The organism is Streptomyces endophytica (genome assembly GCF_026153355.1).
GTDB lineage: Bacteria > Actinomycetota > Actinomycetes > Streptomycetales > Streptomycetaceae > Streptomyces > Streptomyces endophytica.
In genome coordinates this window covers 448250-469410 of sequence record NZ_CP110636.1, presented here as the reverse complement: position 1 = coordinate 469410, position 21161 = coordinate 448250, and the positions used below count along the sequence as shown (strand labels likewise).

The following is a 21161-nucleotide window of genomic DNA, read 5'->3' as shown; positions in this document are numbered from 1 at the left end:
GCGGCCGACGAGGTGGTCTTCGACGCGCTCTTCCGCGGCGGGCCGTACGCCTACTGGCTGGACGCCTCCCGCCAGGACGCCGGCCGCGGCGGTTCTCCGTCATGGGGGACGCCGCCGGCCCGCTCGCCCGGGTCGCGCACGCCGACGTTCACCACCACCACGGTCACCGTCACCGGCGCGGGCCCCACCACGGTCAGCCACCAGCCGTTCCTGGAGTGGCTGGACCGCGACCTGCGCGGCCTGGACGTCCAACGGCCCGCGCTGCCCTGCGACTTCGCGCTGGGATGGGTCGGCTACCTCGCTACGAACTCAAGGCGCAGTGCGGCGGCGAGCGGGCGCACCGCTCGACGGAACCGGACGCCACCATGGTCTTCGCCGACCGCGCCGTCGTCCTCGACCATCTGCACGGCACCACCTATCTGCTGGCCCTCGCCGAGGACGGGGACACGGACGCCGCCCGCACCTGGCTCGCGGACACCGCCCGGCGGATCACCGCACTGGCCGGCCGCACCCCGCCCCGCCGGCCGCCCCGCAGCCACTGCGTGACCTGCGGCTGCGGCACGACCGGGCCGCGGTACCTCCGGCTCATCGAGGAGTGCCAGGAGGAGATCGCCGCCGGCGAGACCTACGAGGTGTGCCTGACCAACATGGCCGAGGCGGACGGAGACCTCGACCCCTGGGACGCCTACCGGACGCTGCGGCGGGTCAGCCCGGCGCCGTTCGGAGCGCTGCTCGCCTTCGGCGGGACGGCGTACTGAGCACCTCGCCGGAACGGTTCCTCCGCATCGGCGCGGACCGGATCGCCGAATCCCGGCCCATCAAGGGCACCCGGCCGCGCGGCGCCACCCCCGCCGAGGACGCGGCGCTCCGCGACCAGCTGCGGGCCGACGAGAAGGACCGCTCGGAGAACCTGATGATCGTCGACCTGGTCCGCAACGACCTGGGCCGCTGCGCCGAACCGGGCAGCGTACGGGCCGACGACCTCTTCCGTGTGGAGAGCTACGAGACCGTGCAACCAGCTCGTCAGCACCGTCCGCGCCCGGCTCCGCCCGGAACGCTCGGCGGTGGACTGCGTCCGGGCCGCCTTCCCCGGCGGATCGATGACCGGTGCGCCCAAGATCCGCACGATGCGGATCATCGACCGGCTGGAGGGCGGGCCGCGCGGCGTCTACTCCGGGGCGATCGGCTACTTCTCGCTCTCCGGCGCGGCCGACCTGAGCATCGTCATCCGCACCGTCGTGCTCACCCCGGGCCGGGTCCGCTACGGCACCGGCGGCGCGATCGTCGCGCTGTCCTGCCCCGAGGCGGAGTTCGAGGAGACCGCGGTCAAGTCGGCGCCCCTGCTGGCCCTGACCGGTACGGACTTCCCCGACCGCCGGCCGGCACCGCAGCCCCCTGACCACGCCACCGGTCAGCCGACCGGGCCGCCCAGGAGCTTGCCGACCCGTTCGCGCAGCTCCTCCCAGGCGGCCCGGCGGTCGGCCAGCCAGGCCGCTCCAACTCGCCCGCCAACTGCCGCAGGCAGATCCCGAACTCGGTGAGCACGGCGAGGTCGAGGCGGGCCGAGACATGCCGGCCGGAGAGCGTGTCACCGCTCAGCAGCGCCCGCCGGGACACCGCCTCCAGCGTCCGCCGCGTCAGCGCGCTGGTCACGCCCCAGGCCACCAGCCCGTCGGCGTAGCGGGTGTCCGGCCCGGCCGGACCGTGCGCCTCGGTGGCGGTCCACACCAGCCGCGGCGGCCGGGCACCCGCCGCGGCCAGCGCGCGCCAGCGGTCCTGGGCCAGCCCGCGCTCGTACGCGTGGTAGACCAGCCGGGCGTGGGCGAGCGCGGTACGGCCCATCGGCGGGCGGCCGGCCGGCGCACCGGCCGCGGCGAGCCGGGCGTCGACCGCGGCGTCCAGCGGGGCGACCGGCAGCGAGACGGCCGTGTGGACGCCGTCGAGCCGCAGCCCGGCCCGGCGGGCCCGATCCAGACCGGTGAACAGGGCCTCCTGGACCTGTTCGTAGCGGTGCAGGAGAAGACCGGCGTGACGTCCACGCCGATGCCCTCGCCGACCAGCTCGCCGATCGCGTCCAGCGACTCGTCGGTGGCCGGCAGCTTCAGCAGCAGATTGGGCCGGTCCACCGCCCACCACGCGGCCCGGGCCTCCGCGGCCAGGGCGCGCTCGACGACCGGCACCGGGTCGGCGGACACCAGACCGGACCGGCCGCCGCTCGCCCGGTAGCGGCGCAGGAAGACGTCACAGCCCCAGCGGGCGTCGACGGCCAGCAACCGGCGGGCCGCCTCGTCGGGGCGGCTGCCGCGCTCGGTGAAGTCGTCGAGCTGGGCCCGGTAGGCCGGCCCGGCCACCGCGTCGAGGAGGTCATGGCCCGACGTGGTCAGCCCGGACAGCGGCCGTTTCGACGCCATTCTGGCCAGTTCGCCCGACGCCAGCAGGTCCCGTTCCAGGCCGTCGAGCCAGAGCGAAACGCCCTCACCGCACAGGCGTTGAAGGCCGTCGCGGGTGTGCTGTCGCATCGTCATGGGCTCGGCTCTCCCTTCACGGCAACGCACGAGGGCAAGCGGCCGGGCGTTCCGGGGGATCGGGGACGGGGGACGGACGAAGGAGCGGCGGGGAGGGGCGGGAGGGAGCGGCGGGGTCAGGGGGAACGGCGGTGCGCGGCAGGGACCGGGGGAGGACGGCAACGGGTACCGCCACCGGTCTGCTTCGACGATAGGGCGCAGGTGAGCGGCCCGGCAGCGGACCTTCGGCTACTTCGTCAGGTGCCGTGCGGCGCCGGCGAGCAGCGCCGTCAGTACCGCGGCGGACCCGGCCAGCATCCCGAACAGCGCGGTGAACGCGCCCCGTTCGACCAGCGGGGCGGCCAGCGCCACGCCCGCGGCGCAGGCCAGCACACCGGACATGGCCAGCACCGACGCGGCGGTACCGCGGGCGCCGGGCGCCAGCAGCCGGGGTGCCCAGGTCTGCAGGGTGGTGTGCAGCGGTCCCCAGGCCAGGCCCAGCAGGACGGCCGCGGCGAACACCACCGGCACGGCCGGACGCACGCCAGCAGCACCGTCGCCAGCAGCCCCGCCGCGCCGCCCGCCGCGAGCAGCACCCGCGGCCGGCCGTGCCGGGCAGGTGCCGCACCGCGACCGAACCGGCGCAGACGCTCGCGCCGTAGACGACCGTGACCAGCAGCCCGGCCCGGTCGCCGGCGCCGACCGCGGTCAGTGTGGGAGCGAGCAGCGCGGGCACCCCGAGGAGCACCAGCCCCTCGGCCACGCCGAGCCCGGCCAGTGTCCACAGCCCGCGGGTCCGCAGCAGACGCAGCGACCGCGACTGTGGGCCGCGCGGCCGTACGGGAGCGGAGGCGGCCATCGGCGGCAGCGCGCGGGTGTGCCGGGCCAGCACCGCGGCGAGCAGGGCGACCACCGCGAACACCGCCCGCCAGCTGGTGAACCGGGCCGCGAGACCGGCCAGCAGCGGGGCGCCGACGGCGACCGCGGAGGTCAGGGTCATCATCCGGGCATAGGCGCGCCGGCGGTCGGCGAAGGAGCCCAGGGCGTCGTGGTAGAGCCCGGCGCAGGGCGCGACCGCGGCGAAGCCGGCGCCGCAGGCGGCCCGGGCGGCGACCCACAGTCGCGGATCGCCGGCCACCGCGGCCACCGCGGCGGACAGCGCGGCCACCGCCAGCCCCCAGCGCAGCGCCCGGCGCGGGCCGAACCGGTCGGAGAGCCGGCCCCAGAGCGGCAGCGCCAGGCCCTGGCCGAGGGAGTAGGCGCCGATCGCGGCCGTGACGGTGGCCAGGTCCGTGTGCAGCGCGGCGGCGAGCACCCCGAGCAGGGGCGCGGTGAGGTGCCAGTCGGCGTTGCCGACGGCGGCCGCGAGATGGAGGGACGGCAGCCCGGCAGCGGTACGGCGCGTGGGCGCGGTGCCGGGCGCGGTGCCGGGCGCGGTCCCGGGTGCGGGCCCGGGTGCGGGCCGCGCGGCGGCGGGCGCGGCCTGCGGGGAGAGCTGCGTGCTGGTGGACACTACGCGGCCTCACGGCCCTCGCCGGCGCCGGGGACGTCGTGGAGCAGCACGTGCCGGGTCAGCTCCACCCGGGAGCCGATGTCCAGCTTGGTGAAGGTGTGCCGTAAGTGGGTGTCGACGGTGTGCGGCGAGATGCCCAGCCGCCGGGCGGCCGCGCGGTTGGTGAGTCCCTCCGCGACCAGCCGGGCGACCCGCAGCTCGGCCCGGGTGAGGCTGTCCCACCCGAAGGCGCGGGTGCCGGTGCGCCAGGTGCTGGAAAACGACTGAGTGGACATCGAGAAATCCCGTCCGTGAATGCGGCGGCCCGGTGAATTCAGGGGTTCGGTAGATCGATTGCCGGGAATTCACCGGAGGCGCGAGAACGACTGATCCACCGCCGAGTCTCGGCGCGGACGGGAAGCTGCGACAACGCGGGCGCGCCCACTCCGTCAAGTGGGCGCGACTAGGTCAACTCCGCGGTTGTCCGGGCTTTCCTGCGAGGTCAGCCGGACAGCGCCGCCAGCCGGGGGAAGAGGGCGAGGGCGTTGGTGCGCCCGACGGCCGCCCGCTCTTCCGCGTCCCAGCCGTCGTATTCCGCGAAACCCGCGGTGTTCTCCGCGGTGTGCGCGGCCGGCATGAACGGGAAATCGCTGCCGTAGAGGATCCGCTGCGGATCGGCCAGCTTCCGCAGCGCCGGCAGGGCGAATTCATTGGCGGACATCGCGATGTCGTAATAGAGCCGGCGCAGGGTGCCGATGACGTCCGCGGGCGCCCGCTCGGTGAGGTACCGGCCGATGGTCGGCCCGTACGTCAGCCGCTGCGCGAGGAACGGCAGGGTGCCGCCCGCGTGCGACACGATCATCTTCAGCTCCGGCAGCCGGTCCAGCACGCCGTTGAACAGCAGGCTGGCCACCGTCCGCGTGGTCTCGAAGGTGAACTCGTAGAGCGACGGCGGCAGATCGAAGGTCGCCAGGTCCCGGGTGGGCGGGGTCCCGGGGTGTACGTGCACCGGCACCCCGCGCTCGGCCAGCTCGGCCAGCACCGGCTCGAACGCCGGGTCGCCGAGGTAGCGCCCCTGGTAGCTGGTCAGCACCCCGGCGCCGTCCAGCTTCAACTCGTCCACTGCGTAGGCGAGTTCGTCCTTGGCGGCGGCCGGGTCGGACAGCGGCAGCACCGCGAAGGCCGCGAACCGGTCCGGGTGCGCCTCGATCAGCCCGGCGAAGTACTCGTTGACCGTACGGGCCATCCGGCGGGCCGCGGACGGGTCCTCGTCGCCGTCGAGGAAGGTCACGCCGGGTGCGGTGATCGACAGCACCGCGGTGGCTATCCCGTTGCGGTCCATCACCGCGAGGCTTTCCTCCGGCGTCCAGGTCGGATAGTCGACCCCGGGATCGCCACCCGGTTCCCCAGTGCTTTCGCGTAGGCCGGCGGAATCGCGTGGTGGTGGACGTCGATCAGCGGCGGCAGGCGGTTCATATGCGGTTCCTCTCCCTTACGGTGTGCGGGCCACGGCGTCAGACGTACGTCGCGCCGTACTTCTCGACGATCCGCATCGCGTTCGCCACGTCGTTCTCGTACTGCTCCGGTGGGGGCGGCGGGGTGTCCTCGTCCGCCGGGGTCCCGACCTCGGCGAAGAACTGCTCGACCCCGCCCGGGAGGAACATGATCAGCATCTTGCAGGGCTGGTCGGAGACGTTCTTGAAGCCGTGCACGGTGCCGTGCGGCACGAAGACGAACGACCCCGCCTCGGCGGTCAGTTTCCGGTCGCCGTTGAGCAGCTCCAGCTCCCCTTCGAGGAGGTAGAACGCCTCGTCCTCCTTGTGGTGGATGTGCGGCGGCGGCCCGCCACCGGGCGGCACGATGCCCTCCATCAGGCCCAGCGCCCCGTTCGTGGAGTGCACATCGGCCTTGATGGTGTAGCGGTCGCCGAAGACCCAGCGGCTCAGACCCGCGCCCGGCGGTACGTAGATGGCCCGCGGCGCCCGCGGATGCGAAAAGCTCATGATGCCCTTCCCGGTGAGGGGTGTCCGTTCCCGATCCCGTGGGATGCCTAGGCGCTGACGCCGCCGTCGAGGACCAGGTCGTGGCCGACCGCGAAGCCGGACTCCGCCGCGGCCAGCCACAGCACCGCCGCGCTGCACTCGTCCAGCGTCCCGGCGCGGCCCAGCGGCAGCCCGTTCGCCATCCGCTCGGCCCGCTGCGCCTCGGTCTCGCCGGGCAGCAGCGGCCACAGCGGGGTGTCGATCGGGCCGGGGCTGACCGCGTTGATCCGGATGCCGTCGGCGATGTACTCCTTCGCCGCGGTACGGGTCAGCTGGGAGACCGCGGCCTTGGTCGCCGAGTAGGCGCCGAGCCCCGGCAGCGTCACATGCCCCAGGTTGGAGGCGTTGTTGACGATGACCCCGCCGCCGTGCTCCTTCATGAAGCCGATTTCGTGCTTCATCGACAGGAAGACACTGGTGAGGTTGGTGGCCAGGATCCGCGCGAACTCCTCGTCCGGGACGTCCGCGAGCGGGCCCGCCGTGAACGTACCGGCGTTGTTGAACGCGATGTCCAGCGCGCCGTGCCGCTCGGCCGTGGTCGCCACGACCCGCGCCACGTCGGCCGGTACGGACACGTCCGCCACCACCGCCGACGCGGTACCGCCTTCGCTCTCGATCAGCTTCACGGTCTGCTCGATCGTCGCGGCCGTCCGCCCGGTGACCACCACCGTGGCCCCTTCCCGGGCGAAGGCCAGCGCCGTGTTGCGGCCGATGCCCGAACCGCCACCGGTGACCAGGGCGACCTTCCCGGCGAAACGCGCTGCCATGGGGAACTCCTCACGTCGTCATGCGGGTCGGCGCCGCAACTGATGCGCCCCCGACCCGACTTGGCTGGTCCGGTCCGGCCACGGGGCCGGACCGGCACCCCCGACAGTGGCCGGTTTCCAGCCGCCGGACATCCCCGGAACACGTGATGCGGAGCGCCCCCGCCCGGCGGGACGCTGGCCCTGAGTCCACCCCTCGCGCACGAGCGGGTTCCGCAACGTCCCCTGCCTGACCGGGAGTTCCGCATGACCGACATCGCCGACACCCACCTCCGGGCACGTCCCGGGGCCGGCGGCCGGGAAGGACCCGCCGCCCGGCCCCCTGGGCGGTCTTCTTCCTGCTCGCCGTCATCCAGTTCATGGTCATCCTGGACGGCAGCATGGTCGTCTCGGCCATCCCGTCCATCCAGCGCGACCTGGACTTCTCGCCGTCCTCCATCGCCTGGGTGCTGGACGCCTACATGCTGGCGTACGGCGGCTTCCTGCTGGTCGGCGGCAAGGCCGCGGACAGCTTCGGGCGCCGCCGGCTGTTCTGCGCCGGCCTGGTGCTCTTCACCATCGCCTCGCTCGCCTGCGCACTGTCCGCCGACTCCTGGCAGCTGATCGCCGCCCGGGTCGCCCAGGGCCTGGGCGCCGCGCTGGTCTCACCGGCCGCGTTCGCGCTGGTCACCGACCTCTTCGAGGAGGGCCCGGTACGCAACCGGGCGATGGTGCTGTGGGGCGGCATGAACGGCGTCGGCGGCGCGGCCGGGGTACTGCTCGGCGGTCTCTTCTCCGCCGTCGCCTGGCAGCTCGCCTTCCTGATCAACATCCCGGTCGGCGCGCTCGTCCTCCTCCTGGCGCTGCGCAAGCTCCCCAAGGGCCGCCCACCGCCACCGGCGGCATCGACCTGACCGGCGCGCTGGCCTGCACCGGCGGCCTGACCCTGGTCATCTACGCGGCGGTCCGCGGCGGCGCCCAGGGCTGGCTGGCGCCCACCACCCTCCTCGAACTCGGCGGCGCCGTCGTCCTGTTCGCCGCGTTCGCGCTGCGCCAACGCACCGCCCGCACCCCGCTCGTCCCCCGCGTCCTGTTCCGGATGCCGAACGTCGTCCTGGGCAACGCCGCCAACCTGCTCGCCGGCGCGATCCTGCTCGGCGGCTTCACCGTGGCCAGCCTCTACCTCCAGCAGGCGCGCGGCCTCGGCCCCGTACCGGCCGCGGCCCTGCTCGTCCCGCCGAACGTCGCCGCGCTGATCGCCTCCCAGCTCTCCGGCCGGCTGATCACCCGGATCGGCGCGGTCACCACCCTGCTGGTCACCCTGCTGGTGCAGGCCGCCGCGGCCGCCTGGTGGGCCCTGGCCCTGGACGCCCACGCCCGCTCCTGACCGCGTTCGTCCTGCCCTCCATGGTGTGGTGCGCGGCGCTCGGCGCGGCCCTGCCGTCCCTGTACGTGGTGTGCACCGGCGGCCTCACCGAGGACGTCGCGGGCAGCGCGTCGGGCTGGGTGCAGACGACGATGGCGGCCGGCAACGCGATCGGCGCCGCGGTGCTCACCGCGGTCGCCGCCGAGCACACCGCGTCCCTGGCGTCCCCCACCGGCGCCGCCGCCCTCACCTCCGGCTACGCCACGGCCCTGTGGGTGGCCGCCGGACTCGCGGTGGCCGGCACGCTGTTGACGGTCCGCCTGCGGCTGCGGCGCGAGGCGCCGGCGACGGCCTGACGTATCCGTCACGGGGGAGGGGGCGCCACGGCGTTCCCTCCCCCGTCGGGCTCACACCGACCCCGCCCACCTGGCGCCAGGTGGGCGATACCGTCCGCTCCCTCGGCCGCGCGTCACTTCGCGATGCGGGCCTCGATGCCGTCGAGCAGGAAGTCGAGGCCGAGCCGGAAGGTGTGGTCGGCGTCCAGGTGGGCGGCATCGCGCACCACCGTGGCCAGCGCGGGGAACCGGCCGGTGGCGAAGGTCCGCTCCAGATAGGGCCCGAGTGAGGCCTGCCAACGCTTCTCGTCCATCCCGGTGGCCCGCTCGGCCCGCCGCTCGGCGATCTCCCGACGCACCGCGCCGATCACGTACGCGTCGACCGCGGTGACCACCGGCATGATGTCGTCCACGTCGACGGCGCCCAGGGCGGCCACCACGGCCTCCCCCCTGGCCAGCGCGTGCGGCCCGAGCTGCGGTCGCCCACCGAGCAGATCGGCGAGCCATTCGTGCTCGTGAGCGGCCTGCCGGGTGGTTTCGGCGAGCGACCGCAGCACTTCCCGCCAGCCGTCGCCGACCGGCCGGATCTCGGCGTGGACCGCGTCGACCATCAGGTCGAGCAGTTCCTCCTTGCCGGCGAGGTAGCTGTACAGCCGCATCGGCCCGACGCCCAGCACGCCGGCGACCTTGCGCAGCGACACCGCCTCCAGGCCGTCCGCGTCGGCCAATTGGATCGCGGCTCGCACGATCCGCTCCCGGTTCAGCGGGGCCGGCACGGGTCGATTCGGTGGCTCCGGCCTCTCCCACACCAACATGCCGCTCACGATACATCGTATTGATCGATACAGTGTATCGGTCAATATGGTGTATCGAAGGGGAGGCGACCATGACCATCGCCATCGTCGGAGCCGGCCTCGGCGGCCTGGCTCTCGCCCGTGTGCTGCACGTGAACGGCATGGATTCCGTCGTGTACGAACGTGAATCGTCACGCGGCGCGCGCGGCCAGGGCGGCATGCTCGACATCCACTCCGGCCAGCGGGCGCTGCGCGAGGCCGGCCTGATGGACCAGTTCCACGCGATCGCCCGTGGTGAAGGCCAGGACATGCGCCTCCTGGAGCCGGACGGCACCCTGCTGCTCCAGGAGGACACGCCCGACGACGCCCCGCTCGACCGACCCGAGGTCGACCGCGCCGATCTGCGCGACCTGCTGCTGGATTCCCTGCCCGAAGGCGTGGTGCGCTGGGGGCACGCGTTCACCTCCGCCGGCGACGGCCGGCTGCACTTCGCCGACGGCGGCAGTGCGACGTATGACCTGCTGGTCGGCGCGGACGGCGCGAACTCCCGGGTCCGCCCGCTGCTCACCGACGCCCGCCCGGCGCACATCGGCCAGAACGTCGTCGAGGTCGGCATCCCCGACATCGACCGCACGCACCCCGACCTCGCGGCGATGGTCGGGCGCGGCACCTACTGGGTACTCGGCGACGGGATATCCCTGGCGGCGCAGCGCAACGGCGACGGCCGCGTCCGCATCGGCATCAGCTTCCACCACACCGCCGAGGACTGGTTCGCCACCAGCGGGATCCCGTTCGACGACCCGGCCGCCGCCCGGGCGCGGCTGATCGAACTGCTCCCCGGCTGGGACGCACGGTTCACCGCGCTGATCGCGGCCTGCGACGACACGGTCGTACCGCGGTCGATCACCACGCTGCCGGTCGGCCTGACCTGGCCGTCGGCGCCGGACGTCACACTGCTCGGCGACGCCGCGCACCTGATGCCGCCGGTGGGCGAGGGCGCCAACATGGCGCTGCTCGACGGCGCCCTGCTCGGTCTCGCGCTGGCCGCGCACCCGGACGACTTTCCCGCGGCCGTCAAGGAGTACGAACGCGAGATGTTCGAGCGCACCGGTGCCGCCGCCCGGATGTCCGCGGACATCCACGCATTGCTGACGTCGCCGGACGCCGCCCGGAAGATGCTCGCGTTCTTCCAACCTGGCTGAACGCGGCCGGATCCAACGGGGCGCGCCCCGGCGCGCTGCGGGCGTTCAAGACCGCCTCCCTGAGGCGCTCGACGGCTCGCCGCCGTGTTGCGGCCGGTGACGCCGGAGCAGTACGCGGCAGTCGACCGCCTTGGAGAAGTCGCCCGCCCGTTCCGCCGCTGCCGCCGCGCGGAGCAACTCGGCGCAGGTGGCACAACCGTCGGCCGGTCCGGCCTGCGGCGCGGTCACGTACGGTCCGCCCTTCCGTGCGGATGCCCGGCGATGACCGCGTTGCAGCTCCGGACCGCCAGGCGGTGCCCGTCCGCACGGGCCTTCTCCCGTTCCCGCGCGAGCGCCTGGCACACATCGCATGCCGTTACGGGCACGGGTTCGAGCTCGGGCCCTGCCGGGGCCACGGGGTGGGGACTGTGTACTCCGCCATCCGAATCCTCACTCTGTGTTGCCGTTCGGTCACCAGGATGGGGTGAAGGTCGGTACCGTGGAAGGGATTTCGGCGCCCAACCTGGGTGTTGGTCAGGGAGGGGTATGTACGCGTTACTGACCTGTGTGGAGGCCGTCGGTTCGGTTGCGACCAGGACTTTGGTCAGGGGGAGTCATGGATGACGAGCAGGACCCCCGGCAGCGCTTCGCGGAGGAGTGCCGCAGCGCCCGTGATCTGTTCCCGGAACGGCGGCTGAACCAGACGGAGTTGGCCCGCATGGTCCGGGTGTCCAAGTCCACGATCAGCCGGGTGGAGATCTGCGAGGGCCCGATCCCACCGGACCTGCCACCGCTGCTGGACCAGGTCTTCTCGACGGACGGCCTGTTCAAGCGGCTCTATGAGCAGATCGCGGCGGGGTCGTTCCCGGCTCACTCACGGCGGCGGATGATGCTGGAGCCGCGGGCGAGAGCGATTGCGGAGTGGTCCGCGACGCTGGTCCCCGGGCTGCTTCAGACGGGCGCCTACGCGCGGGCGCTGTTCAGTGCCGGTGACCCGAGGGCCACCGAGCGAGAGTTGGTGCACAAGGTGGGGTCCCGGCTTGCGCGCCAGGACATCCTGCGCGGCAGTTCCCCACCGGATCTTTCCGTCGTCGTCTGCGAGTCGGTGCTCCGGCGCAACGTGGGCGGGGCAAAGGTCATGCGGGACCAGCTTGCGGCTCTGCTGTGGTACGGCAGTCAGCCCACCACGGTCCTGCAGGTTCTCCCGTTCAGCGCAAACGCACCGGAGCTGTTGGACGGCTCGCTGTCGATACTGACGATGCCGGACGGCGCAACCGTTCTCTACACGGAAGGCGTGCGGTCCGGCTCCATCCTCGAAGAGCCCGCCACGGTACGGCACTTGTCGCGGTCCTACGATGTGGTGAGGGCGTCAGCGCTCTCCCGTGACGCATCCGCCGACCTGATTCGCGAGCTAATGGAGGCATCGTGACCGTGCCCAGGCGCCACCGATGGGTCAAGTCCAGCTACAGCACCTCGGACGGTGGCAACTGCCTGGAATGGTCGCCGGTCCACGCCCATGCCCACCGCCAAGTGCCCGTCCGGGACAGCAAGGCCCCGAAGGCCCGTCGCTGATGTTCGGGGCGACCGCCTGGGCCGCGTTCATCTCCCGTGTGCGGCAAGGGGAGTTCAGCGCATGACCGCCATCGCCGTCACCGGGCACATGGACCTCAGTGAGGGCACCGTGCCGCAAGTGCGGGAAGCCATACGGGTTTTGCTGCGGGAGCACGCTCGCGGAGAGCTGGTCGGGGTTTCCTGTCTCGCGCGGGGGGCCGACACGGTGTTCGCCGAGGCGGTCGTCGAGGCCGGGGGGCGGCTGGTGGCCGTCGTTCCCTCGCTGGACTATCGGGAGGCGGAGGTCACGGCCGATCACGCGGCCGCGTTCGATCGGCTGGCGGCGGCCGCCGAGGTGGTGACCATGCCGTACGACGTGGCCGACCGGCAGGCGTACGAGGCGGCCAACGCGGAGTTGCTGAAGCGGGCCGAGCGGCTGGTGGCGGTGTGGGACGGTACGCCGCCCAGCGGCAAGGGGGGCGGCACCGCGGACGTCGTGGAACAGGCCCGGGCGCTCGGGCTGCCGGTGGACGTCGTCTGGCCGGAGGGGGCCGAGCGCGCGTAGCGAACGGATCGGACGGAACGAACGGCACGGACGGAACGAACGGCACGGAGACGCAGGCCCTGCGGAACGCTGTCCGCGGGGCCTGCGTCGTGACGGGCCGGCGTTCGTCCCTACGCCGTGCCCGCCTCCACCGGCTCGGTGTGAGCCGGGGTCGGTGCCGCGACCGTGGCCGCACTCGGTGTGCGCGACCGGAGCCAGCTGCGGGTGCCCAGGACCGTGGCCAGGAGGACCAGGACGGCGCAGGCGAGGGTGACGGCGCGGACGTCGAAGGTGTCGATGACCCGGCCGCCGTACCAGGATCCGAGGGTGGCGCCGACCTGGAGGGCGGAGACGTTGACCGTGACCGCCAGGGTGGGGGCCTCGGCGGCGGCGCTCAGGACGCGGCCCTGGAGGGCCGGCAGGATCGCGAAGGTGGCGACGGCGAAGAGGAAGAAGAACGCCCAGGCGAGGGCCGTGACGGGGGCGACGACCCAGAACAGTGCGCTGGTCACCGTGAGCGCGGCGAGGGTGCCGGCGAGGGTCGGGAGGAGGGCGCGGTCGGCGAGGCGGCCGCCGATCCAGTTGCCGAGGATCGAGCCGATGCCGTAGACGACCAGCATCACCGGGACGGAGGCCGCCGGGAATCCGCCGACCTGGGTGGCCAGCGGCACCATGTACGTCACCACGGTGAAGAAGCCGCCGGTGGCCAGCGCGGTGGTCAGGATGCCGATGCGGATCTCCTTCTTGGTGAAGACCCGCAGCTCGTCGCGGACGGAGGTGGGGGTGCCCTCCGCACCGCCGGGGATGAGCACCGCGAGCAGCACGACGCAGACCAGGGACAGCGCCGCGGTCGTACGGAACGGGGCCTGCCAGCCGAACTGCTGGCCGATCAGGGTGCCCAGCGGGACGCCGAGGACCGAGGCGAGGTTGAAGCCGAGCAGCACCTTGGAGACGGCCGAACCGGCCTTCTCCGGCGGCACCAGGCTGGCCGCGACGACGAAGCTCGCGGCCGCGAACGTGCCGTGCGAGAGGGCGGCGACGATCCGGCCGGCCACCAGCACGGCGTAGTTCGGGGCGAAGGCCGCGATCACGTTGCCGACCGTGGCGGTGACCATCAGGGCGAGCAGCAGGCTGCGGCGGGACATCCGGGTGGTCAGGCCGGTGACCAGGGGGCCACCGAAGACCACCGTCGCGGCATAGGCCGTGATGACCAGACCCGCGGTCGGGATGGACACGCCCAGCCCGGCGGAGAGGTCTTCGATCACCCCGCCGGGCAGCAGCTCGCCGGTGCCGATGACGAAGAGCGACATGGTGAGGGCGAAGAACTTCAGGAACATCAGGGATCTCTCTCTGGGCCGGGGCCCGTGAGGAAGGAGAGCGGGGGAGGGGCGGTCAGCCGGTGGGGGCCGGCGGGGTGGGGAGGGCGTCGAGGTCGAAGCCGAAGTGCGTGCGGTAGGCCGCGAACACCGCCTCGTCGTCGGCGAGTTCCTCCTTGGTGCGGGTGCCGTCGACGACCTGGACGAGCTTGCGGCCGCTGAGGGTGACCCGGCCCCGCGGGGTGGGGCGGGTGCAGAACAGCTGGGTGAGGAACGGCGAGTCGTCGGCGCTGCGGAACCACCACAGGGTGGGCCGGAAGTCGTCCACCGTGCGCGGGCGGGTCTCGAACCGGTACTGGTGGGAGCCGTTGCGGTAGACGTCGAGGTCGCCGTCGGCGGCCTCGCGGAGCTCGAAGGTGCCCTGCGGGTCCTCCTGCGGCGCACGGGAGTCGAGGCGGAGCGGGTGGCGGAAGCCGCGGCCGTAGCCGACGTCGACCAGCCACCGCTCGGGGGAGTCCTCGGCGATCACCCGGAGGATCAAGTGGCCCATGAGCGGGCCGAGTTCGCCGTCCTCCACGACGCGGCCGGACATGACGGTGACGTCGTAGCCGAGGGCGCGCAGGACCTCGGAGAACGCGCCGTTGAGCTCGTAGCAGCCGCCGCCGCGCCGCTGTTCGGTGATCTTGGGTACGGCGTCCGCGCCCATGTTGATGGGCAGCCGGAGGTTGAAGTCGATGTTCTCGAACGGGATGGAGAGGACGTGCCGCTCGTGCAGTTCGTGCAGGGCGGCGACGGTCGGGCGCTCGGGCCGCTTGGTGCCCATGCGGTGCAGATAGGCGTCGACCGCCTCGGGGGTCAGCATGACGGGGCTCCTCGGGATCGCGAAGGGAGGGGTGGGGCGGCCCGGCGGTCCGGGGTGACCGGCCGGGTCGGGCGGATCGGCAGCGATCAGCAGCGGACCAGGGCCAGCCCCGCCGCCATGCCGCCGCCGAAGCCGGCCAGCAGCGCCAGGTCGCCGGGGCGTACCGCGCCGGAGGCGACGGCGGCGTCGAGGGTGACGGGGACGGAGGCGGCGCCGGTGTTGCCGTAGTCGGCCACGGTCGTGTGCAGCCGGGCGTTGGGCAGCCCGAGGGCGTCCGTCAGCTCGTCGAGCATGATCGCGTTGGCCTGGTGGGGTACGAGGTGGTCGATCTGGTCCGGCCGGACGCCGGCCCGGCGCAGCATCTCGTGCACGGCCGGCGGGACGTGCTCGGCGACGAACTCGCGCACCGCACGCCCGTTCATCCGGAAGTAGTGGGAGCCGTCCGCGAGGGTCTCCGCCGAGGCCGGGCGGCGGCTGCCGCCGGCGGCCACCTCGATCAGGTCCCGGTAGGCGGGGAAGGTGGCGAGGTGGGTGGCGAGCACGCCGCGGCCGGCGTCGGTGGGTCCCAGCACCACGGCGCCCGCACCGTCGCCGAACAGCACCGTCGTCCGGCGGTCGGTGCGGTCCAGGATCCGCGAGTAGATGTCCGCGCCGATCACCAGCGCATGGCCGCCGGAGGCCAGCAGGGTGCGCTGCACGACGGACAGCGCGAAGACGAAACCGCTGCACACCGCGTTGAGGTCGAAGGCGGCGGTGGCCGGGGTCGCTCCGATCAGATCGGCGACGACGGCGGCGGTCGGCGGCTGGGGGGTGTCGGGGGTGGAGGTCGCCACGACGACCAGCGACAGATCGCGGGCGCTGATGCCGGCGTTCTTGAGCGCGGCCCGGCCGGCCGCGGCGGCCAGGTCGCTGGTCGCCTCGTCGGGCTTGGCCCAGCGCCGGGCGCGGATACCGGTCTTGCGCACGATCCAGGCGTCGTCCACCCCTGCGGGCTCGCCGGCCTCGTCGTTGCCGACCACATGGCCCGGGAGATACGAGCCGGTGCCCAGCACGCCGACCGGCGACTGTCCGCCGGGCGGGCGGCCGTGCGCTGTCGTTGCCAATGTCATCTCGCATCCTTCGTCGGGTGAGAAGAACGTGCGGTGATTTCCCGGTCAACGATGGCGAGGCCGCTGAATGAGCGTCAATTTGCCGCGTATTACTTTGTCAACTGGCCGGTACTTCGTCATTTCCCGGGCCGGAAACGGACGCTGTGCGACAGGACTCACTTGACTGAGTCCCGGAATCTGCATTGGTGTTCGACTATTACCCGCCACAGACTTCCCGGTGCGTGGCTATCTGCTGCCGCTCATTAATCGGGAGGAATGAAGTGCGTAGTCTGGAACGCCTGCATTCGTTGCCGGCGGAACAACAGCCGGATTGGCCGGACACCGGAGCGCTGGAGACCGTGCGCGAGGAACTCGCGCGGGCCGAACCGCTGGTGCGCGCCGCGGAGGTGCGCGAACTGCGCGGGCTGCTCGCCCGGGCCGCGGCCGGTGAACTCCAGGTGATACAGACCGGCGACTGTGCCGAGGACCCGGCCGAGAGCACCCCCGGCGACGTCGCGCGCAAGACCGCGCTGCTGGACATGCTCGCCGGCACCATGAAGCTCAACACCGACAAGCCGGTCATCCGGGTCGGCCGGATCGCCGGGCAGTACGGCAAGCCCCGCTCCCGGCCCACCGAGGTCGTCGGCGGCGTCGAACTGCCCGTCTACCGCGGCCACATGGTCAACAGCCCGGAGCCCGACCCGGAGCTGCGCCGCCCGGACCCGGGCCGGCTGCTCTCCGGGCTGAGCGCCGCCCGGCAGGTCACCGAGCAGCTCGGCTGGACCGGCGCGGCCCGCCGGCGCGGCGTCGAGGCACCGGTGTGGACCAGCCACGAGGCGCTGCTGCTCGACTACGAACTGGCCATGGTCCGCGCGCAGGAGGACGGCGGACTGCTGCTGACCTCGGCGCACTGGCCGTGGATCGGCGAGCGCACCCGCCAGGTCGACGGCGCCCACGTCGCACTGCTCGCCGCCGTCGAGAACCCGGTGGCCTGCAAGGTCGGCCCGAGCATGACGCCGGACGGGATCCGTCAGCTGTGCGAGCGCCTCGACCCGCACCGCGAACCGGGCCGGCTCACCCTGATCGCCCGGATGGGCGCCGACGCGGTCCGCGCCGAACTGCCCGGGCTGGTCCGTGCGGTACGCGCGGCCGGACACCCGGTGATCTGGCTGACCGACCCGATGCACGGCAATACCGTCACCGGCCCGGTCGGGCTGAAGACCCGCTGCGTGGAAACCGTCATCCGCGAGGTGACGGAATTCCAGAGCGCGGTGTCCGAAGCGGGCGGCGTGGACGGCGGACTGCATCTGGAAACCACCCCGGACCAGGTCACCGAATGCGGCGTCGGGGCGGACGGGTTCCCCGGAATAGGGGAGAAGTACACGACGCTTTGCGACCCCCGGCTCAATCCGTCCCAGGCGGTCGCGGTGGCCGCCGCCTGGCGGGGCTGACCGGCCCCGGAATTTCGCGTCGCAGCACGCAATGGAGGTAGCGAGAACATGTCAGGTATGGAAGGCAAGGTCGCCCTCGTCACGGGGGCGGCCGGCGGGATAGGCGCGGCGGTCGTACGGTCCCTCGGTGAGCGCGGCGCGGCGGTGGCCGCCGTCGACCGCGACGCGGAGCGACTGGCCGATGTGGTCGACAAGCTCCGGGCCGACGGCCTTGAGGCGGCGGCGTTCCCCGCGGACGTCACCTCCAGCGCCGAGGTCGAGGCGGTGGTGGACCGCGTCGAATACACCCTCGGCCCGCTGGACTTCCTCGTCAACGCCGCCGGTGTGCTGCGGCTCTCGGAGGCCCGCGCGCTCACCGACGAGGACTGGGCGGTCACCTTCGCGGTCAACACCACCGGCGTCTTCTTCGTCTCCCGCGCCGTGGTCAACCGCATGATCGGCCGCGGCAGCGGCGGCGCCCTGGTCACCGTCGCGTCCAACGCGGCCGGCACCGCACGGGTGGAGATGGCCGCCTACGCCGCCTCCAAGGCCGCCGCCACCATGTTCACCAAGTGCCTGGGGCTGGAGGTGGCCAAGGAGGGCATCCGCTGCAACCTGGTCGCCCCCGGCTCCACCGAGACCCCGATGCTCAGCTCGATGTGGCACGACGAGTCCGGGCCACGCGGCACCATCGACGGCCACCCCGACGCCTACCGGGTCGGCATCCCGCTGGGCAAGATCGCCCGCCCCGAGGACGTGGCGGACGCGGTGGCCTTCCTGCTCTCCGACCAGGCCGCCCACATCACCATGCACGACCTCACGGTCGACGGCGGCGCCACGCTCGGCGTCTGACCGTGGGCCCCAGAGCCCCTGGAGGAACCATGGCGGGGATCCCCCCGATCGAGCCCTACCCGATGCCCGGCCCGGGCGACCTGCCCGGCAACACCGTCGACTGGACCGCCGACCCGGACCGGGCCGTGCTGCTCGTCCACGACATGCAGCGCTACTTCCTGCGGCCGCTGCCCGCGACCGTACGCGACGCGCTGGTGGGCAACGCCGCGCTGCTCCGCGACCGCGCCGCCGAACTGGGCATACCGGTCGCCTACACCGCCCAGCCCGGCGGGATGACCGAGGAACAGCGCGGCCTGCTCAAGGACTTCTGGGGCCCGGGCATGACCCCCGGCCCCGAGGACCGCACCGTGGTCGCCCCGCTCGCACCCCGGCCCGGCGACTGGGTGTTCACCAAGTGGCGCTACAGCGCCTTCCACAAGTCCGACCTGCTCGCCCGGATCCGGGAGACGGGCCGCGACCAGCTCCTGATCTGCGGGGTGTACGCGCACGTCGGAGTCCTGATGAGCGCCGTCGAGGCGTTCACCCACGACATCCAGCCGTTCCTCGCCGCCGACGCGGTCGCCGACTTCTCGGCCGCCGACCACCGGATGGCCCTGGACTACGCGGCCCGGCGCTGCGCCGCCGTCGCCACCACCAAGGAACTCCTCACCCACCTCGACGGGGGCACCGATGACCGACGACCTGCTGGCCCGCGTACTGGCCTCGCCACCACCGGCGTTCGCGCTGCTGCACCGCCCCGAGGCGACCGGCCGCGGCCTGCTGGAGGTGATCCGCGGCACCGCGTCCACCGTGGACACCCTGGCCGGCATCCCGCTGCCGGACCGGCCCGCGGAGGGCGGCCGGGACGACGCCGGGCCCGGCACGAGGTGCTCGCCCTCATCCCCTACCGCCAGCTCGCCGAGCGCGGCTTCGACGCCCCTGACGACGACGCCCCGCTGATCACCCTCACCGTCGAGGAACAGGACACGGTGCCGGTCGCCGAGGCGCTGGCCCGCATCCCCGACGTCCCGATCACGCTGTCCGGCGGGGCGTTCGACGTCGACGACGACGCCTACGCGGCCACCGTGCGCCGGGTCATCGCCGAGGAGATCGGCACCGGCGAGGGCGCCAACTTCGTCATCAAGCGGTCCTTCGTCACCGACATCACCGACTACGGGCCGCACAGCGCGCTGACCTTCTTCCGGCGGCTGCTGGAGCGCGAGGCCGGGGCGTACTGGACGTTCCTGGTGCACACCGGCGGGCGGACGTTCGTCGGCGCCTCACCGGAGCGGCACATCAGCGTGCACGACGGCAAGGCCGTGATGAACCCGATCAGCGGCACCTACCGCTACCCGCCCGCCGGGCCCACCCTGCCCGAGGTCATGGACTTCCTCGCCGACCGCAAGGAAGCCGACGAGCTGTACATGGTCGTCGACGAAGAGCTGAAGATGATGGCCCGCATCTGCGAGTCCGGCGGCCGGGTCGTCGGGCCGTACCTGCGGGAGATGGCCCGGCTCGCGCACACCGAGTACTTCATCGAGGGCCACACCACCCGCGACGTGCGGGAGATCCTGCACGAGACGCTGTTCGCGCCCACCGTCACCGGCAGCCCCCTGGAGAGCGCGGCCCGGGTGGTGGCCCGCTACGAGCCGGCCGGCCGCGGCTACTACAGCGGCGTCGCCGCCCTGATCGGACGGGACGCGGCCGGCGGCCGCACGCTCGACTCGGCGATCCTCATCCGGACCGCGGAGCTCGACCCGCGCGGCCGGGTCCGGATCGGCGTCGGCGCCACCCTCGTACGCCACTCCGACCCGCTCTCCGAGGTCGCCGAGACCCGCGCCAAGGCCGCCGGGCTGCTGTCCGCACTCGCGGAACCGGGGCGCGGGCGGTTCGGCGGACACGCCACCGTGCGGGCGGCGCTGGCCGAACGCAACGCCACCATCGCCGGGTTCTGGCTCGCCGCCGAGGAGGACCGGACCGGCCGGGCGGTCGCCGGGCTCAGCGGCCGGCGGGTGCTGGTCGTCGACGCCGAGGACACCTTCACCTCGATGATCGACCACCAGCTGCGCTCCATGGGCCTCACGGTGACCGTACGCCGCTTCGACGAGCCGTACTCCTTCGACGGGTACGACCTGGTGGTGATGGGGCCCGGCCCGGGCGATCCGCGGGAGACCGGCCACCCCAAGATCGCCCACCTGCGGACCGCGATCAGCCAACTCCTCGACGAGCGGCGGCCGTTCCTCGCGGTCTGCCTGAGCCACCAGGTGCTCAGCACCCTGCTCGGCCTCGACCTGGTCCGCCGCGCGGTCCCCAACCAGGGCGTCCAGCGGACCGTCGACCTCTTCGGCGACCGGGTGCGGGTCGGGTTCTACAACACCTTCGCCGCGCACAGCACCGAGGACAAGGCGGAGACCCCGGCCGGGGTGATCGAGATCAGCCGGGATCCGGAAACCGGCGAGGTGCACGCGCTGCGCGGACCCGGATTCGCGTCGATGCAGTTCCATTCGGAATCCGTGCTGACCGAGGACGGCGTCCGCATCGTCAGCGGACTGCTCGCCGAAATCCTGGCGCAGCGGGAGGCGATCGTCCGGTGAAAGCGGTCATCGCCTGGTGGGACCTCGCGGAATCCGACCAGACCCCGCGAACGCTACGGGAATTCCTGCGGGACGAGGCGGTCGAACGCTTTTCCCGGTGGCCCGGGCTCCGGATGAAATTCTGGATCTCGGACGCCGGGGGCGGCGGCTGGGGCGCGGTCTTCCTGTGGGAATCGGAGGCGGCCGCGAGCCGGCCGCTGCCCACCCGGGCCGCCGAACTCATCGGCTACCCACCCACCGTGGTGCACCGCTTCCACGTCGAGGCGGCCACCGAGGGGAGCACACCATCCCCGATCTGACCGGGCTGGGACTCGCCTTCGCACGGTGACCGGCCGGGAACCGCCGGACACCGGAACGCCCCGGATCCAGCACCCACGGAAATTCAGCGAACCCGGAAAACAGCCGCGGCGCCGGGCCGGAAGAAATCCTTCCGGGCTCCGCGCCGCGGCCTTTCCGGCCCGGCCACCCGCGGCATCTGACGGAGTACC

At 73.0% G+C, this 21161-nt stretch carries 21 protein-coding genes and 4 pseudogenes; 14 read left to right on the top strand and 11 right to left on the bottom strand.

Features of this window, described 5'->3' with window-relative positions; translation table 11 throughout:
* Positions 1-50: 50 nt before the first annotated feature.
* On the bottom strand, positions 51-191 hold the full coding sequence (locus OJ254_RS02065) for a hypothetical protein (protein WP_265361001.1): 141 nt from the start codon (positions 189-191) through the stop codon (positions 51-53).
* 93 nt (positions 192-284) lie between these two features.
* Between OJ254_RS02065 and OJ254_RS02060 the strand changes: the two are divergent.
* Positions 285-955 (top strand): annotated as a pseudogene (locus OJ254_RS02060) (chorismate-binding protein); the annotation flags it as partial.
* Positions 956-989: 34 nt separating this feature from the next.
* The gene (locus OJ254_RS02050; protein ID WP_265360999.1) at positions 990-1541 is read left to right on the top strand and encodes a chorismate-binding protein; all 552 of its coding nucleotides are present in this window, start codon (positions 990-992) and stop codon (positions 1539-1541) included.
* Positions 1542-1649: 108 nt separating this feature from the next.
* Here the strand turns inward: OJ254_RS02050 and OJ254_RS02045 are convergent, their stop codons facing one another.
* The 6 genes and pseudogenes from OJ254_RS02045 to OJ254_RS02020 all read right to left on the bottom strand — a co-directional run bounded on the left by OJ254_RS02045 (position 1650) and on the right by OJ254_RS02020 (position 6805).
* Positions 1650-2525, bottom strand: a complete 876-nt coding sequence (locus OJ254_RS02045) for a transaldolase family protein (protein WP_265360998.1) — start codon at positions 2523-2525, stop codon at positions 1650-1652.
* Between the two features lie 16 nt (positions 2526-2541).
* A complete protein-coding gene (locus OJ254_RS02040) occupies positions 2542-4017 on the bottom strand; it encodes an MFS transporter (protein ID WP_265360997.1) in 1476 nt (491 codons plus the stop codon).
* Positions 4017-4241: pseudogene (locus tag OJ254_RS02035) on the bottom strand (helix-turn-helix domain-containing protein); the annotation flags it as partial. The gene OJ254_RS02040 and the pseudogene OJ254_RS02035, both read right to left, overlap by 1 nt.
* A 257-nt stretch (positions 4242-4498) precedes the next feature.
* Positions 4499-5338: an amidohydrolase family protein gene (locus OJ254_RS02030; protein ID WP_265365013.1), complete on the bottom strand. Its 840-nt coding sequence runs from the start codon at positions 5336-5338 to the stop codon at positions 4499-4501.
* 172 nt (positions 5339-5510) lie between these two features.
* A complete protein-coding gene (locus OJ254_RS02025; RefSeq protein ID WP_030799545.1) occupies positions 5511-5999 on the bottom strand; it encodes a cupin domain-containing protein in 489 nt (162 codons plus the stop codon).
* 47 nt (positions 6000-6046) lie between these two features.
* A complete protein-coding gene (locus OJ254_RS02020) occupies positions 6047-6805 on the bottom strand; it encodes an SDR family NAD(P)-dependent oxidoreductase (protein ID WP_265360996.1) in 759 nt (252 codons plus the stop codon).
* A gap of 335 nt (positions 6806-7140) precedes the next feature.
* Here OJ254_RS02020 and OJ254_RS02015 point away from each other — a divergent pair, with 335 nt between their 5' ends.
* The 3 genes from OJ254_RS02015 (at position 7141) to OJ254_RS02005 (ending at position 8503) form a co-directional block, all read left to right on the top strand.
* Entirely contained in the window at positions 7141-7695 is a 555-nt protein-coding gene (locus tag OJ254_RS02015; protein ID WP_341483767.1) for an MFS transporter, read from the top strand.
* Positions 7696-7880: 185 nt separating this feature from the next.
* Positions 7881-8168, top strand: a complete 288-nt coding sequence (locus OJ254_RS02010) for a hypothetical protein (protein ID WP_265360995.1) — start codon at positions 7881-7883, stop codon at positions 8166-8168.
* A 20-nt stretch (positions 8169-8188) separates the two neighbouring features.
* Complete coding sequence (locus OJ254_RS02005) at positions 8189-8503, top strand: hypothetical protein (protein ID WP_265360994.1); 315 nt, start codon at positions 8189-8191, stop codon at positions 8501-8503.
* A 113-nt stretch (positions 8504-8616) separates the two neighbouring features.
* Here OJ254_RS02005 and OJ254_RS02000 read toward each other — a convergent pair whose 3' ends face one another.
* Complete coding sequence (locus OJ254_RS02000) at positions 8617-9297, bottom strand: TetR/AcrR family transcriptional regulator (RefSeq protein WP_265360993.1); 681 nt, start codon at positions 9295-9297, stop codon at positions 8617-8619.
* Positions 9298-9368: 71 nt separating this feature from the next.
* On the opposite strand from OJ254_RS02000, the gene OJ254_RS01995 reads away from it, so the two are divergent.
* The 4 genes from OJ254_RS01995 (at position 9369) to OJ254_RS01980 (ending at position 12573) form a co-directional block, all read left to right on the top strand.
* Complete coding sequence (locus OJ254_RS01995; protein ID WP_265360992.1) at positions 9369-10478, top strand: FAD-dependent oxidoreductase; 1110 nt, start codon at positions 9369-9371, stop codon at positions 10476-10478.
* A 595-nt stretch (positions 10479-11073) separates the two neighbouring features.
* Positions 11074-11886 (top strand): DUF5753 domain-containing protein, encoded by an 813-nt coding sequence (locus tag OJ254_RS01990; protein WP_265360991.1) that lies wholly within the window; start codon positions 11074-11076, stop codon positions 11884-11886.
* Positions 11883-12029: a DUF397 domain-containing protein gene (locus OJ254_RS01985; RefSeq protein WP_423835803.1), complete on the top strand. Its 147-nt coding sequence runs from the start codon at positions 11883-11885 to the stop codon at positions 12027-12029. Before OJ254_RS01990 ends, OJ254_RS01985 begins: the two co-directional genes overlap by 4 nt.
* Before the next feature lie 61 nt (positions 12030-12090).
* Positions 12091-12573 carry a hypothetical protein gene (locus OJ254_RS01980; protein WP_265360990.1) on the top strand — a complete coding sequence of 161 codons (483 nt, stop codon included), beginning with the start codon at positions 12091-12093 and terminating at the stop codon, positions 12571-12573.
* 110 nt (positions 12574-12683) lie between these two features.
* Here OJ254_RS01980 and OJ254_RS01975 read toward each other — a convergent pair whose 3' ends face one another.
* The 3 genes from OJ254_RS01975 to OJ254_RS01965 form a co-directional block, all read right to left on the bottom strand.
* A complete protein-coding gene (locus tag OJ254_RS01975) occupies positions 12684-13889 on the bottom strand; it encodes an MFS transporter (protein ID WP_265360989.1) in 1206 nt (401 codons plus the stop codon).
* A 55-nt stretch (positions 13890-13944) separates the two neighbouring features.
* Positions 13945-14730: an arylamine N-acetyltransferase family protein gene (locus OJ254_RS01970; protein WP_265360988.1), complete on the bottom strand. Its 786-nt coding sequence runs from the start codon at positions 14728-14730 to the stop codon at positions 13945-13947.
* Positions 14731-14816: 86 nt separating this feature from the next.
* Positions 14817-15839 carry a 3-oxoacyl-ACP synthase III family protein gene (locus tag OJ254_RS01965; RefSeq protein ID WP_265360987.1) on the bottom strand — a complete coding sequence of 341 codons (1023 nt, stop codon included), beginning with the start codon at positions 15837-15839 and terminating at the stop codon, positions 14817-14819.
* 260 nt (positions 15840-16099) lie between these two features.
* On the opposite strand from OJ254_RS01965, the gene OJ254_RS01960 reads away from it, so the two are divergent.
* The 5 genes and pseudogenes from OJ254_RS01960 (at position 16100) to OJ254_RS01940 (ending at position 20972) form a co-directional block, all read left to right on the top strand.
* On the top strand, positions 16100-17269 hold the full coding sequence (locus OJ254_RS01960) for a 3-deoxy-7-phosphoheptulonate synthase (RefSeq protein WP_265360986.1): 1170 nt from the start codon (positions 16100-16102) through the stop codon (positions 17267-17269).
* Positions 17270-17326: 57 nt separating this feature from the next.
* Positions 17327-18100, top strand: coding sequence for a 2,3-dihydro-2,3-dihydroxybenzoate dehydrogenase (locus tag OJ254_RS01955; protein ID WP_265365011.1), 774 nt, complete (start codon positions 17327-17329; stop codon positions 18098-18100).
* A gap of 29 nt (positions 18101-18129) precedes the next feature.
* Positions 18130-18681 (top strand): annotated as a pseudogene (locus OJ254_RS01950) (isochorismatase family protein); the annotation flags it as partial.
* An 88-nt stretch (positions 18682-18769) separates the two neighbouring features.
* Positions 18770-20673, top strand: a pseudogene (locus tag OJ254_RS01945) (anthranilate synthase family protein).
* Positions 20670-20972 carry a hypothetical protein gene (locus OJ254_RS01940; RefSeq protein WP_265360985.1) on the top strand — a complete coding sequence of 101 codons (303 nt, stop codon included), beginning with the start codon at positions 20670-20672 and terminating at the stop codon, positions 20970-20972. Before OJ254_RS01945 ends, OJ254_RS01940 begins: the two are co-directional and overlap by 4 nt.
* The last annotated feature ends 189 nt before the right edge of the window (positions 20973-21161 follow it).

Bases quoted from the DNA above. Each gene is read 5' to 3' on its own strand.
- OJ254_RS02045 (WP_265360998.1), bottom strand. From the start codon at position 2,525: ATGACGATGCGACAGCACACCCGCGACGGCCTTCAACGCCTGTGCGGT.
- OJ254_RS02030 (WP_265365013.1), bottom strand. From the start codon at position 5,338: ATGGACCGCAACGGGATAGCCACCGCGGTGCTGTCGATCACCGCACCC.
- OJ254_RS02025 (WP_030799545.1), bottom strand. From the start codon at position 5,999: ATGAGCTTTTCGCATCCGCGGGCGCCGCGGGCCATCTACGTACCGCCG.
- OJ254_RS02020 (WP_265360996.1), bottom strand. From the start codon at position 6,805: ATGGCAGCGCGTTTCGCCGGGAAGGTCGCCCTGGTCACCGGTGGCGGT.
- OJ254_RS02010 (WP_265360995.1), top strand. From the start codon at position 7,881: ATGCCGAACGTCGTCCTGGGCAACGCCGCCAACCTGCTCGCCGGCGCG.
- OJ254_RS02005 (WP_265360994.1), top strand. From the start codon at position 8,189: ATGGTGTGGTGCGCGGCGCTCGGCGCGGCCCTGCCGTCCCTGTACGTG.
- OJ254_RS02000 (WP_265360993.1), bottom strand. From the start codon at position 9,297: ATGTTGGTGTGGGAGAGGCCGGAGCCACCGAATCGACCCGTGCCGGCC.
- OJ254_RS01995 (WP_265360992.1), top strand. From the start codon at position 9,369: ATGACCATCGCCATCGTCGGAGCCGGCCTCGGCGGCCTGGCTCTCGCC.
- OJ254_RS01990 (WP_265360991.1), top strand. From the start codon at position 11,074: ATGGATGACGAGCAGGACCCCCGGCAGCGCTTCGCGGAGGAGTGCCGC.
- OJ254_RS01980 (WP_265360990.1), top strand. From the start codon at position 12,091: ATGACCGCCATCGCCGTCACCGGGCACATGGACCTCAGTGAGGGCACC.
- OJ254_RS01975 (WP_265360989.1), bottom strand. From the start codon at position 13,889: ATGTTCCTGAAGTTCTTCGCCCTCACCATGTCGCTCTTCGTCATCGGC.
- OJ254_RS01970 (WP_265360988.1), bottom strand. From the start codon at position 14,730: ATGCTGACCCCCGAGGCGGTCGACGCCTATCTGCACCGCATGGGCACC.
- OJ254_RS01965 (WP_265360987.1), bottom strand. From the start codon at position 15,839: ATGACATTGGCAACGACAGCGCACGGCCGCCCGCCCGGCGGACAGTCG.
- OJ254_RS01955 (WP_265365011.1), top strand. From the start codon at position 17,327: ATGGAAGGCAAGGTCGCCCTCGTCACGGGGGCGGCCGGCGGGATAGGC.